The following is a 12430-nucleotide window of genomic DNA, read 5'->3' as shown; positions in this document are numbered from 1 at the left end:
TTTATTTTACGCGTTCAGAGTACGACTTAGTTCGGGTGTCCACTTTAATTTTCTCATCCTGATCAATAAAGAGAGGCACTTGAATCTCTGCACCCGTCTCTAATGTTGCAGGTTTTGTAGTATTGGTTGCGGTATCTCCTTTGAGCCCTGGCTCAGTATAAGTCACTGTTAGCTCTACAAAGGGGGGTAGTTCCGCACCTAAGATGTCTCCGGTCTCATCATGAACAATAACATCTATAGCTTGTCCCTCAGATAAAAACTCAGGAGCATTAATCTTACTCTCTTCAATAGCAATTTGTTCAAATGTATTGCTATCCATCATATGATATCCCAAATCATCTCTATAAAGATACTGGTGTGGACGCCTTTCAATACGTGCTGTCGTAATTTTTACACCTGCGTTAAATGTGTTTTCAATTACTTTTCCGGTATTAAGGCTTTTGAGTTTGGTTCTCACGAAAGCTCCTCCTTTACCGGGCTTCACATGTTGAAACTCAACAATGGTATACAGATCGTTGTTGTGAACTATACAAAGTCCGTTTCTAAAATCTGCTGTGGTTGCCATATATATTAACTATAATTAATTTATTATATACCTATTGGCTATCATAGCCCCATTTAAGATAAGTAGCGCCCCAGGTAAACCCTCCTCCAAAGGCTGCCAATATAAGATTATCTCCTTTCTTTAATTGAGACTCATAATCCCATAAACAGAGCGGAAGAGTAGCACTGGTAGTGTTACCATATTTGTGGATGTTGAACATCACTTTATCTTCTCCCACTCCCATTCTACTGGCAGTAGCATCAATAATTCTCTTATTGGCCTGGTGAGGCACTAACCATTGAATATCATCGGCAGTAAGATTGTTTTTCTGCATGATTTGAGCAGATACATCTGACATATGCTTTACTGCGTACTTAAAAACGGTAGCTCCTTCCTGATATACAAAATGCTCACGGGCAGTCACTGACTCTATGGTCGCTGGTCTTCGGCTTCCTCCTGCTTTAAGGTGCAGGAAAGGTGCTCCGCTTCCATCGGACTGTAGTATGGAATCCATTACACCTAGTGGTTCTTCAGTAGGCTCTAACATTACTGCAGCTGCTCCGTCACCAAAAATAATACAGGTAGTACGATCCTGATAATCAATAATGGAAGACATCTTATCTGCTCCCACTACGATTACTTTTTTATACGCGCCAGACTCAATGAATTGGGATGCTGTAGTAAGTGCATAGAGAAATCCGGAGCATGCCGCCTGCAAATCATATCCAAAGGCATTTTTTGCTCCGATATGTTCACCCACCAGGTTTGCGGTAGCGGGAAAAATCATATCAGGAGTGGTAGTCGCACAGATAATCAAATCAACTTCTTCAGCAGACACACCTGTTTTTTCCAACAGTTGGTCTACTGCGTGATTTGCCATCACTGAGGTTCCCTGATCTTTACCCTTAAGGATTCTTCTTTCTTTGATGCCGGTGCGGGTTGTTATCCATTCATCATTTGTATCTACAATGGTTTCCAGTTCCTTATTAGTCAATACATAATCAGGAACGTAACCACCTACTCCAGTGATAACAGCTCTTAACTTATTACTCATGTAGTTGAGGATTTTAGACTGGCAAAATAAATTTTATTTGCCAAACGCATCACGTATTTTCAGATGCAAATTCGTTTCGGCCATCTTTAGTGACTGTAGTAACATATTTTTGATGGCCAGGCCGCTAGATACTCCATGTCCGATTACTACGTTGCCATTGACACCCAATATAGGACTACCGCCAATAGCTTCATAATTCATTTGATCAAAAAATGGATCAGTAAAGCCTCTTTTTTCCAGTAGATGGTAAACAGATTCAGCCATTTTAAGGATTACATTGCCTGTAAACCCATTACAAACCATTACATCTGACTTCTCACTAAAAATATCTCTCCCTTCAATATTTCCGACAAAATTGATACGTGGGTCTTGCTTGAAGAGTTGGTAAGCTGCTTGTGTCACTACTGTACCTTTTTGTTCTTCTTCACCCAGGTTGATAAGCGCCACTTTTGGCTCCTCTATATCATAAACATACTTTGCATAGATAGCACCTAACTCGCCAAACTGTAATAGCATATCAGGTTTACAGTCGGCATTAGCACCCACGTCTAATAGCAAGCCCAGTTTGCCGCTTTCACGAGGTGCGGCACTTGCTAAGGCTGGACGGATGATTCCCTCACAAGGTTTTACAGAAAACATCGCTCCCACATGCATTGCTCCAGTATTGCCCGCACTGCAAAAGGCCTGTACTTCTCCTTTTGCCAACAACTGAAACCCCACCCCAATACTAGAATTTTGTTTTTGAGTGAATGCTTTGGTAGGATGCTCATCCATGCCGATTACTTCCTCAGCATGAACAATCTCTACTGCAGGTGAATTGACCCCCTGCTTGCTTAGTTGTTCCTCGATGACATCCTGCTTACCTATCAGTACGAGCTGATGATCAGCCGGAAGCTCATCTAGAAGGAGCTTAACTCCTTCTATGTTAGCATCGGGAGCAAAATCGCCTCCCATTGCATCCAGTGCAATCTTCATATGTTAGGCCAGCTCTTCTTTTTCCATTACTACCTGCCCTTTGTAGTAGAGCTTACCTTCATACCAATGTGCACGATGGTACAAATGTGGTTCTCCAGTAGTAGGACAAACGGCAATAGTTCTAGGCGTAGCCTTGTGATGCGATCTTCTCTTGTCTCTTCTTGCTTTAGATGTTTTTCGCTTGGGATGTGCCATTTTTATTTAATTTAAATTTCTCAGGTTTTTTAATGCATTCCAACGAGGATCAACTGAATTATTATCTTCTTCGCCTGAATTATTTTCATGGTCTTGTGTAGTAGACGAAGAGAAAATAATTTCGCCCTCTACCAAAGGGTTGTCTTCCTCAGCGTACTTCGGATGAATTTTACGCATAGGAACAGACAAGCCAATGAACTCGTAGATATACTGCGAAATATTGATCTTCTGTGTATTATTTGTAATGATGACGATCTCATCAGTCAGTTCCTGCTCTTCCTCCCCATATTGATATAGAATCCTCTCATGAATCTCTACCGGATAGTCAAACTTCTCCAGACTACGATCACACTCAAGTTCAATCGTCCCTCTAATATCAAAAATGGTTGTAATCAGGTTATCCTGTTTATCTAAAGTAACTTGTACATTTAAATCACCTTTTTTCACCAGGCTATTTTCAAAATGATCAAAGAAACTTTTATCGATCTGATATTGATATTTATACTCTTTATTCGCTAACTTATATATATCAATATCGAAATGTGCTAAATTCTTCACGTCACCCCACATTTTCTTTAAGTCTGCAAAGTTAAGGATATAATTTTAATATTTAAAAGATATATCTCTAATAAGGTAATTCACTTTTTGTTAGTTCTATTATTATTGCATAACAAAATGTTCCAACAAAAAATTACCCTTAGTTTAGGGTACTAATCTCAAAACTATAACATGTTTTTGAAATATTTTTCCCAAAACTTTGTTACTAGGTTGTCGAACAGCATATTATCATGAAGTATTACATATATACAGCATTTAGCATTCTTTTATTATGTGCTTTTTCTAACCCTGGCGCAGCTCAGGTAGCCCAAGCTCATATGGCAGAGCACCAGATAGGAAAGAAAAAACCTTTGCTACTGGATATGAACGTGCAAATTGAAGCTACCCAGGCAGTGAACGATATGTATAATTTTAAATTTGCCAGGGCTGAACAACAATTTCGCTGGATCAAACAAAAATATAATACTCACCCTTTACCTTACTTCCTCTTAGGCCTCAGCGAGTGGTGGAAGATCGTTCCGAATGTTGATGTAACCAAGTATGACAGGAAATTTCTTGCGTATATGGATACCGCCATTTTTTATGCTGAGCGTATGTATGAGCAGGATGAAGAAGACCCGGAAGCAGCTTTTTTCCTGGCGGCAGCTTATGCCTTTCAAGGCAGATTGTATTCGGAGCGTAAAGATTGGGGTAAAGCTACTGTAGCAGGTAAAAATTCTCTTAACTTTTTAGAAATCTGTAAGGGTAAAGAGGATTTTAGTCCTGAATTGCTTTTTGGAGATGCATTATATAATTACTACGCCGAATGGGTGCCTGAAAATTACCCAATCTTAAAGCCAGTATTGATGTTTTTCCCTGAGGGAAACAAAGATTTAGGGATCAAGCAGCTTAAAAGTGTAGCTAACAATGCTTTTTATACCCGTACTGAAGCTCAGTTTTTTCTGATGCGCATACTTACTGCAGAGGGATCTGACCCCGCGGAGGCCCACCGGATTTCTGACTATTTACATCATACTTTTCCTGATAACCCTTACTTTCATCGTTACTATGCCCGTCAATTGTATAGCCGTGGTAAACAGTCTGAAGCCGAGAAAGAATCCTTGGAAATTTTGGCCCGTATTGACAGTAGCATGACTGGGTATGAGGCTACCAGCGGAAGATATGCCGGTTTCTTTTTAGGACAAATCTACGAAATGAGAGGACAACTGGACTTAGCACAACATTATTATGAGCGCACTGTAGAATTTGCCACAGAATCTGAAGCTACTGACTCCGGTTATTTTTTATATGCATTACTAAATCTTGGTGAGATCGCTCAGGCAAAAGACAAAGAAGATTTGGCAAAAGATTATTACAAAGAAGTAAAAAAGCTGGCCAAAAGAAATACTCGTGTTCATGAAAAGGCCAGGGAAAACCTCAAATCCCTACGAAGGAGTAGCTAGCTAGAGAAAACGTGAAATGGTTACTTTTTTGTATTTTCTTTCTTTAGGGGTGATGCAATAGGCAGATCCAAACGCTGCATTTCTTCCACCACCAGTCTAGATAGCGCAATTGCTCCTTGTTCACTAAAGTGAGAATTATCTTCAATACCCTTGGGGTAGTTTTTATGCTCCCCTTCTTCCAGCCAGAGAAAAATCTTTTTTGTTTTTTCCGGGCCTAGTTCTGAAAATAATTTGAAGCTTTTTTTATGTAAATCAATAAGAGGTATTTCTTCTTTTTCAGCCAGGATACGCATAGCTAGAGGATATTCACCAAGAGAGTTTTGCAACAAACCATTATCATCAAACCTTCTCCGGTATACTGGAGTAACCAGGACGGGAATTGCTTTTTTTCTTTTTGCTGCTTCTATAAAAGTCCTCAAATTATCTGTGTAGGCACCAAAGGGGGCGGCATATAAGCGCTCGTTTTCTGATTTCATATCGTTATGTCCGAATTGAATCAGAAGATAATCTCCCTCCTTGAGGCCACTCAAAACTTCCTTCCATAAACCTTCATCAATAAAGCTTTTTGTGCTCCGACCAGAAACAGCCTTGTTGTGTACTTTTACATCTTCCTGGAAAAAAGATTCTAAAGCTTGCCCCCATCCCATTCTGGGATAATAATCTTCTGGGTAGTCAGAAACTGTAGAATCTCCTATCAAGTATATGTCTACAGGACTATTAGTTTGGTAAAATACCCCTAACCAGAATGCCCATATGATATGCATACTACCTACTAACATCATAAAATCACTTTTTATACCCTAATTCTAAGCTTTCAGTGTTGATCTGTTTCACTAAAATCTTGGTAAGGTATTCCCCTACTGCCTGATGTGCTCTATAATTCCAATGACCTTTTGTATTTGTAACAGGCCAATATCTTGGATCTAAATGCCTATCTTGTTTTAAAGGAGATAAAGTATCAGAAAGGTTGACTAACTTAATATTTGCCTGAGTAATTTCTTGCTGTAAGTGTTGAGGAAATTGAATGCTATCACGGTTAGCAATTATTACATCTTTTTGCTTTCCCAATTTTTCCAAAATTACATCTGGAATTTGGGGTAATTCTTCTTTCACAAGCTTTTTTCTCTTTTCATTATCATGAAGAGGCTGTACTTCGGAATCTATAAATAACTTACTTAGTTTACCCAATAGTACTTCCATCGCTTTACCATCTCTGATAATGTTCACACAGTTACGTAACATCTGTAAGGTAGCACTGTGCTGTAACCCTACTTTTACCGTATTATATAGTTTGAGCTCTTTACTACTGCGGTAACTTGTATCTTGGATAAGCTCTTCTCCCTTTAATTTCCATTTAGGAAGTAACTCATCTCCTGAACTTTTGTAAAAATCAATTGCACTTAGCAAATAAACCTTTAAGTCAGGATCAAACTCAGACACAAAGTTGAGGTCGTAAGCATATGCATCTGCCAGACCAAAACCACTCCTTCCAAAGTTCAAAATTTCTACACTATCATATTTCAGATTTTCCCTTAATTCTTCTTCCAAGATTGTACGAAAATGATGTCTTTCTAATACTTGAAAACCTTCTACGTAAGAATCTCCCAGCAAAGCCACTCTAAATATACCAGGAGCTTTATCAGGGGAGTAAGAAGGACCTAAATAACCATATTTGTTGACCTGAGAATAAGTAAAATTTTCATTGTAGTGCACTATTTTAGCATTAGGGCGAATCACTCTACCTATTTCCTTATCATAGTCTGTTTCAGATACTCCTGATATTTCAGTCCCTCTGATATACAGCTCTATTGCCAGAGTGCATATGAATGCTGTGATTAAAAAATACCCAATAGAACGCATCATATTGATGTAATTATTAAAACTGAAAATAAACGAACGGTAAAGGCTCTGCCTGAAACATATATATCAGTACTATCACAAACATTGGAACCATTACTCCATAGCGTACTGCCTTCATTGGAATCTTCAGTAAGAAGGCATGAGATCGAGTATAATGTTCAATAAGATCAATCCCAATAGTCAATATCATATAGGTAAACCCAATTTTAATAAATCGTAAGCCTAACTCACTGGCTTCCCAATTCACCATTTTACCAAAAAAGAGGGTTACCATCTGAAAATCAGATGCTCTAAAGAATAACCAGGTGATTAGTACGAGTAAGTAAGTGCTTAATGCATGAAATAAGTATTTTGCTAACTCACCTGAACTATTAATATTATTTGGCTGTATCTCTATTTTTTTGCCTTTCAGCATCCATTTATGGATAGCCAGATAAATCCCATGCAAACCTCCCCAAATCACAAAATTCCAACTGGCGCCATGCCATAACCCTCCTATAAGCATCGTAAGCATTAGATTAATATAGGTTCTACGCTCTCCCTTCCTGTTCCCTCCCAGAGAGATGTATAAATAATCACGCAGCCAGCTGGATAGTGAAATATGCCACCTTCTCCAAAACTCTGTAATATTAGCAGACAGGTAAGGCTGCTCAAAGTTCTTCATAAGTTCTATCCCCAAAAGTTTTGCTAACCCCCGGGCAATACTGCTGTAACCTGAGAAGTCTGCATAAATCTGTATTGAAAATAATATGAGTGCAATAATGAGTTCTAAAGAACTAAACTGCTCCATATGACCAAAAATACGATCAACCAGTCGCCCGCTGGCATCCCCAATCATTACCTTTTTAAAGAGACCTATGATGATCAGGACTATACCTTCCCGAATTTGAAGTCTGCTTGGAGTATTGAGGTGAGTAATCTGAGGGAGTAAATGCTTAGCCCTTTCTATAGGTCCCGCTACAAGTTGAGGGAAAAATGCTACAAAAACTCCAAAATCCAGCAATGAGTTGGTCGGAGTGAGTTTCTTCCTGTAGATGTCAATGGTGTATGACATCGTCTGAAATGTATAAAAAGATATTCCTACAGGGAGAATAATGTTCAGGTGAAGGTAATCCAACTGCCCTCCAAAACCTGCTATCATACTTTCAAAACTCTCTACAAAAAAATTGAAATACTTAAAAAAACCCAGAATCCCTAAGTTGACTCCGATACTGGTCCAGAGTAAAAGTTTTTTGGTTTTTTGACTTGTTGCTCCATATAGGTTCTTCCCAATAATAAAGTCTACTATTGTAGATATAGCCAGTAAGGAGCAAAACCGCCAGTCCCAGTATCCATAGAATATATAGCTTACTACTAATAAATGTACTGAACGCCATTTACGAGGAAGCATGTAATATATGGGAAGGATAAGCGCTAAAAAAAACAAGAAAATGAACGAATTAAATAACATTTAAGTGTTTTTGCTTAAAAAAATACAATAAATTATTTGACAATATATGTTTTCACAGTGATTTTAAAAAATATAAATGTAACTTTTAAATAATAATTGTGAAAAAAAGTAATTACTGATTCTTTTTTGATCAAAAATGATGCACATTTAAGAAACTCAGCACCCTTTCTTTATTATATTTAATTTTATGCTCAAACAATTACTTTTTTTCGCTAACTTTCTCATTATCATAGTGATATGAATAACACTTGTCTTCATACTTTACCTTTTTGATAAACTTAAGTGTCTATGAAATCTTTAAAAATAGGGGTAATACTGCCTTTGTCTCTTCTTTATTTTTCTATCAGTATAAATGCTCAATCAGAGTCTTCTCTGGCACGAAAAAAGGCAGCCTTGGAGAAAGCTGAGCAAATCAGGAAAGAACTTATAGCAGGTGCTGATTTTGCTACCTTAGCTAAGGAACACTCAGATGATCCAGGTTCTGCAGTTTATGGAGGCGAATTAGGTTTTATGGGGAAGGGACAATTGGTTCCTCAATATGAGAAAGCGGCCTTGGCATTGGCAACAGGAGAAACCTCAGAACCAGTCAAGACAGAATTTGGCTACCACATCATTCAACTGCTGGAAATAAAAGAAGGGCGTTTTAATACCCGTCATATTCTTATCAAGCCTTAGTATTTCCTAAGCATTTTACCATAACGCTTATCCGAAAAGCTTCCTTCTACCAGGCTCAGCTGACCATTTACGATGACATAATTAAAGCCCTCTGCTAATTGGAAAGGATCTTCGTATGTAGCTGTGGCTTTTATACCGACGGGGTCAAACACTAAAATATCTGCTTTCTTTCCCAGAGCTATTGTTCCTCTATCTTCCATGCCCATAGTCTTGGCTGGCAATGAAGTCATCTTTCTGACTGCTTCTTCTAAGCTAAACAAGCTATCTTTCATAACATATTGCTCAATAATTTTGGCAAAAGTGCCGTGTCCACGAGGGTGTCTGGAAGTGGGGCTGCCATCAGAGCAAATCATTACCAGAGAGTCTGCAATAAATCGGGATTGCAACTCATCGTTCATGACAAAGTAAGCTCCTGAAGCTCCTCCCGGCCCGATATCATCAATCAGTACATCTTCAAAAGGTTTGTCTAATTCTTCCGCCACCTGCGCCAAGGTTTTACCTGCCCATGGAGCGGTACCCAGTAAAGTAGCTTCCGGGCCATTACGCTGATTTACTTTATTTCTGAGAAACTCCTCTAGCTCTGCCCTTTTGGTTCTTACTACTTCTTCGTAATTATTGGGAGCAAGAGCCCACTCCGGAAATACAATACTTATGGTAGTATAGCTGGCTGTATAAGGATATACATCGGCAGTAACTTCTATACCTTCTGCACGAGCCTTTTCCAGCACTTGCAGAATTTCTTCCGCACGATTCTCTCCTCTTCCGTATACCACTTTCATATGAGAAACCTGTACAGGGCAGTATCGACCCTGCAGCAATAGTTCTCTTAGCGAACTTTCAATGGCTTCATCGTCTTCATTTCGCACATGGCTGGTAATAAACTTTCCTTTCTCTCCCACTATTTTGGCCAGGTGCTCCAGTTCGTAGTCCGGAGCGTAGGTACCGGGAATATATTCTAGGCCAGTAGTCATACCAAAGCAACCGGCGTCCAGATTTTTGGCCAGCATTTCTCCCATATCTACCACCTGCTCCTGCGTGGGCCGTGGATTATATTTGATACCTGAGAGCATCCGCAGTGTACCATGACCTACAAACATGGCAACATTTACCCCTGGCATAGTATCTTCTACCTGCTGCATCCATCCTGTCAATTCCTCCTGCCCCGGACTATCCAACCGGGGACTAGAGCCATCCTTACCCAGAGAAATGGTAGTGACGCCCATTGCCAGAAAATTTTGGAAAGCAGGGGTTTCTAAAGGATCACCATGAGAATGAGTATCTATAAAACCGGGAGTTACAACTTTATCGGTTGCATCTACTACCCTGCTGATCTTGATCATTGATGTATCTACTTCTCCGATAAAAGCAATGCTATCAGCCTTTACCAGCACATCTGCATTATAAGCGTTTTTACCACTGCCATCTATAACCTTTCCGCCTCTGATAAGTATATCATATTGAGCTATAGGGTGCTCCTGAACGAACTTTTCAAATGTTGAAGGTTCTTTTGTACAAGAACTGAAAACAAGAAGGACTAAGCAAATGTATGGCGTGTAGACTTCTCTCATTAATTTAGATTTTTTTGCTAGCTCTGTATTTGCCAGCTCCTATAAAGATAAGACTAAAGAAAAGAATGGCAGCCTCTATGGCATGGGATGAGCCAGCAAGTCCATCACCCTGAGCCAGATGTCGTGTAGACGCAACAATCATGGTAATGAAAAGTAATATACAGGCGGGAATATAGAAGATACCTAAAATAAGACAAAGTCCGCCAACAGCTTCGGCAAAACCAGCCATAAACCCCCAAAAAGCCGGGGCAAAAGTAATACCCAGATACTTCATATTACTGCCGATAGCTTCCCACCGCTCAGGACCACCCATCAACTTGGGTGCTCCATGCACAATAAACATTATACCTATTCCAATTCTTAAAATCAATAAACCTAAATGGTATTGGTTTTTCATAGTTTTATTCTCTTTCTGATTATTAAATTACTATTTTATGCACTTAAGAAAATTATCTCTCAGTGCTTGCTCAAAAAAAATATTAGCTCTCCTGTTTCCCCAACAAAAAGTAAAGCACTGACCCTATAAGGGGCATCAATATTACTACTCCTACCCACAACCATCTGTATATCTTACTTTTAAAAGAGCTTCTGAATATATCTTTCAATGTCGCCAGCCAAATTCCAAGAATTAGTGCAGATAAGGCTAATAATAATAAAGGCTCCCAGCCATTCAAAGCCCCGAGAGCCATTAATAAAATTTTAGCAGCAGAATAGGACACTATTCTAAGTTCTCGTATTCGTTCAAAATTCCACCTGTAAGCCTGAGCAATTCTGTCTCCGACTCCAGCATATTGTATTTTGCCTGCGCATTATCCAGAGCGGTATTCAGATAGTTGACCTGAATCTGTCGGTAGTCAAAGGAGTTGATAGTACCGTTTTTATACCGCTCCTCTGAGAGTTCCAGGTTAAGCTCCGCACTGCGAATATTCTCCTGAGAAATGGCAAGCAACTTTTGCCTCACACTATACAAATCATAAGTAGCCACCAGATCATTACGCAGGCTAAGCTTCAACTGATCTATCTGCAGTTGGTTAATTCGTTCAGTAACATAAGCATTCTCTATATTGCGTCGTACCCGCCCTCCGTCAAACAGTAGGTAATTCACAGCGAAGCCGAGAGAATAATTGGTAGTAGTCTGGTTGGTAACTAGCGCACGATTATTTCCACCACCTCCTGTATCGCCAAAATCTGGAAACCTTGCTTGAGAAAAGTCTTGTCTACTTAAATCGTAAGAAGCATTGGCATTTAACGAAAGGCGAGGATACAGTTCTGTCTTTGCCAAACGAGTTTCTGTTCTGGCAAGCTCTAGATTTAAATACTGGTTTTGCAGGTTGGTATTACTCGTCACCATTTTATCATACATCACTTCCAGATCGTACTGCGTAGGATCAATCTCCAAACTATCAGTAAGTTCATAAGCAGTATTGATAGGTTGGCCCATCAGCAGATTCAACGTTCGCCTTGCATTCAGATAGTTGACTTCCTGCGTTACAAAATTAGATGAATCTGTCAGGAATGCATTCTGCTCCTGAAGGATGTCAAAAGTAACCGCACTACCCAGTTCTCCCTTTAGCTTGATGTATTGGTAACGGTCTTTGGAAAGCGTAAACACTTTTTCCAATACATCCAGCCTTTCCTGCTCCAGCTTTACAAAATAATACTGGGTGATGATGGCCTGTACGGTATTTTCCACTACCAACTGGGCATTCCCCAGGCTTAGTTCCTGTAGTTTTTGCAGCTGCTCTCTGGCAATTTGAACGCGAAAGCCGTCAAAAAGTATCCAGCTTACGCTTACCCCCGGCCCAAAGCTGTTGGATATGGAAAGACCCGTTGGCTGGAAAGGGTTGGCAGCATTTTGCACATCTCTGAAGTTATTATTCTGAGACATACTAAAGTTGATGGTAGGCCAGCGACCAGCTGCTCCCCAGGTATTATTATTCTCGGCAATTTCTACATTCAGAGCTTCTATTTGTATGTCAAAATTATTGGCTAAGCCCAGTTGAATAGCATCTGACAGCGAAAGCTGCTCCTGGGCATAACTGTTACAAGCTATTGCCAATAGCATTCCGAATGAAAGAATAAGCTTTTTTTGAATATTCACGATAAGTG

14 protein-coding genes are annotated in these 12430 nt (G+C 39.5%); 2 read left to right on the top strand and 12 right to left on the bottom strand.

From position 1 onward, the window contains the following. Position 1: 1 nt before the first annotated feature. The 5 genes from efp to WJR50_RS01710 are packed head-to-tail and all read right to left on the bottom strand — an operon-like array spanning position 2 to position 3326. The gene (gene efp / locus WJR50_RS01730) at positions 2 to 565 is read right to left on the bottom strand and encodes an elongation factor P (protein WP_341291484.1); all 564 of its coding nucleotides are present in this window, start codon (positions 563 to 565) and stop codon (positions 2 to 4) included. Between the two features lie 31 nt (positions 566 to 596). Beyond that, complete coding sequence (locus WJR50_RS01725; RefSeq protein ID WP_341291483.1) at positions 597 to 1598, bottom strand: beta-ketoacyl-ACP synthase III; 1002 nt, start codon at positions 1596 to 1598, stop codon at positions 597 to 599. 33 nt (positions 1599 to 1631) lie between these two features. Then, positions 1632 to 2573: a phosphate acyltransferase PlsX gene (gene plsX, locus WJR50_RS01720; RefSeq protein ID WP_341291482.1), complete on the bottom strand. Its 942-nt coding sequence runs from the start codon at positions 2571 to 2573 to the stop codon at positions 1632 to 1634. 3 nt (positions 2574 to 2576) lie between these two features. Further along, positions 2577 to 2768, bottom strand: a complete 192-nt coding sequence (gene rpmF, locus WJR50_RS01715; RefSeq protein ID WP_341291481.1) for a 50S ribosomal protein L32 — start codon at positions 2766 to 2768, stop codon at positions 2577 to 2579. 6 nt (positions 2769 to 2774) lie between these two features. Continuing rightward, positions 2775 to 3326, bottom strand: a complete 552-nt coding sequence (locus WJR50_RS01710) for a YceD family protein (RefSeq protein WP_341291480.1) — start codon at positions 3324 to 3326, stop codon at positions 2775 to 2777. A 230-nt stretch (positions 3327 to 3556) separates the two neighbouring features. Between WJR50_RS01710 and WJR50_RS01705 the strand changes: the two genes are divergently transcribed. After that, complete coding sequence (locus WJR50_RS01705; protein WP_341291479.1) at positions 3557 to 4768, top strand: tetratricopeptide repeat protein; 1212 nt, start codon at positions 3557 to 3559, stop codon at positions 4766 to 4768. Between the two features lie 20 nt (positions 4769 to 4788). Here the strand turns inward: WJR50_RS01705 and WJR50_RS01700 are convergent, their stop codons facing one another. The 3 genes from WJR50_RS01700 to WJR50_RS01690 form a co-directional block, all read right to left on the bottom strand. Next, complete coding sequence (locus WJR50_RS01700) at positions 4789 to 5466, bottom strand: rhamnogalacturonan acetylesterase (protein ID WP_341291478.1); 678 nt, start codon at positions 5464 to 5466, stop codon at positions 4789 to 4791. An 88-nt stretch (positions 5467 to 5554) separates the two neighbouring features. Further along, positions 5555 to 6631, bottom strand: a complete 1077-nt coding sequence (locus tag WJR50_RS01695) for an SGNH/GDSL hydrolase family protein (protein ID WP_341291477.1) — start codon at positions 6629 to 6631, stop codon at positions 5555 to 5557. A 13-nt stretch (positions 6632 to 6644) separates the two neighbouring features. Further along, positions 6645 to 8018, bottom strand: a complete 1374-nt coding sequence (locus WJR50_RS01690) for an MBOAT family O-acyltransferase (RefSeq protein WP_341291476.1) — start codon at positions 8016 to 8018, stop codon at positions 6645 to 6647. 348 nt (positions 8019 to 8366) lie between these two features. Between WJR50_RS01690 and WJR50_RS01685 the strand changes: the two genes are divergently transcribed. Next, on the top strand, positions 8367 to 8753 hold the full coding sequence (locus WJR50_RS01685; protein ID WP_341291475.1) for a peptidylprolyl isomerase: 387 nt from the start codon (positions 8367 to 8369) through the stop codon (positions 8751 to 8753). On the opposite strand, the gene WJR50_RS01680 is transcribed toward WJR50_RS01685, so the two are convergent. The 4 genes from WJR50_RS01680 to WJR50_RS01670 all read right to left on the bottom strand — a co-directional run bounded on the left by WJR50_RS01680 (position 8750) and on the right by WJR50_RS01670 (position 12422). Further along, positions 8750 to 10321, bottom strand: a complete 1572-nt coding sequence (locus tag WJR50_RS01680) for an N-acyl-D-amino-acid deacylase family protein (RefSeq protein WP_341291474.1) — start codon at positions 10319 to 10321, stop codon at positions 8750 to 8752. The genes WJR50_RS01685 and WJR50_RS01680 overlap by 4 nt on opposite strands. Before the next feature lie 4 nt (positions 10322 to 10325). After that, entirely contained in the window at positions 10326 to 10718 is a 393-nt protein-coding gene (locus WJR50_RS01675) for a DoxX family protein (protein WP_341291473.1), read from the bottom strand. Positions 10719 to 10800: 82 nt separating this feature from the next. After that, the gene (locus tag WJR50_RS34175; protein WP_445223446.1) at positions 10801 to 11010 is read right to left on the bottom strand and encodes a PLD nuclease N-terminal domain-containing protein; all 210 of its coding nucleotides are present in this window, start codon (positions 11008 to 11010) and stop codon (positions 10801 to 10803) included. Positions 11011 to 11039: 29 nt separating this feature from the next. Further along, a complete protein-coding gene (locus WJR50_RS01670; protein ID WP_341291472.1) occupies positions 11040 to 12422 on the bottom strand; it encodes a TolC family protein in 1383 nt (460 codons plus the stop codon). Positions 12423 to 12430: the final 8 nt, after the last annotated feature.

Origin of the sequence: Catalinimonas locisalis (genome assembly GCF_038039535.1) — a bacterium.
Classification (GTDB): domain Bacteria; phylum Bacteroidota; class Bacteroidia; order Cytophagales; family Cyclobacteriaceae; genus Catalinimonas.
Note: the sequence above shows the minus strand (reverse complement) of the source record. Positions and strands in the feature narration are given on the sequence as shown.

Excerpts from the sequence above, each read along its gene's own strand:
- efp (WP_341291484.1), bottom strand. The coding sequence starts at position 565 with ATGGCAACCACAGCAGATTTTAGAAACGGACTTTGTATAGTTCACAAC.
- WJR50_RS01725 (WP_341291483.1), bottom strand. The coding sequence starts at position 1,598 with ATGAGTAATAAGTTAAGAGCTGTTATCACTGGAGTAGGTGGTTACGTT.
- plsX (WP_341291482.1), bottom strand. The coding sequence starts at position 2,573 with ATGAAGATTGCACTGGATGCAATGGGAGGCGATTTTGCTCCCGATGCT.
- rpmF (WP_341291481.1), bottom strand. The coding sequence starts at position 2,768 with ATGGCACATCCCAAGCGAAAAACATCTAAAGCAAGAAGAGACAAGAGA.
- WJR50_RS01705 (WP_341291479.1), top strand. The coding sequence starts at position 3,557 with ATGAAGTATTACATATATACAGCATTTAGCATTCTTTTATTATGTGCT.
- WJR50_RS01695 (WP_341291477.1), bottom strand. The coding sequence starts at position 6,631 with ATGATGCGTTCTATTGGGTATTTTTTAATCACAGCATTCATATGCACT.
- WJR50_RS01690 (WP_341291476.1), bottom strand. The coding sequence starts at position 8,018 with ATGCTTCCTCGTAAATGGCGTTCAGTACATTTATTAGTAGTAAGCTAT.
- WJR50_RS01685 (WP_341291475.1), top strand. The coding sequence starts at position 8,367 with ATGAAATCTTTAAAAATAGGGGTAATACTGCCTTTGTCTCTTCTTTAT.
- WJR50_RS01680 (WP_341291474.1), bottom strand. The coding sequence starts at position 10,321 with ATGAGAGAAGTCTACACGCCATACATTTGCTTAGTCCTTCTTGTTTTC.
- WJR50_RS01675 (WP_341291473.1), bottom strand. The coding sequence starts at position 10,718 with ATGAAAAACCAATACCATTTAGGTTTATTGATTTTAAGAATTGGAATA.
- WJR50_RS34175 (WP_445223446.1), bottom strand. The coding sequence starts at position 11,010 with ATGGCTCTCGGGGCTTTGAATGGCTGGGAGCCTTTATTATTATTAGCC.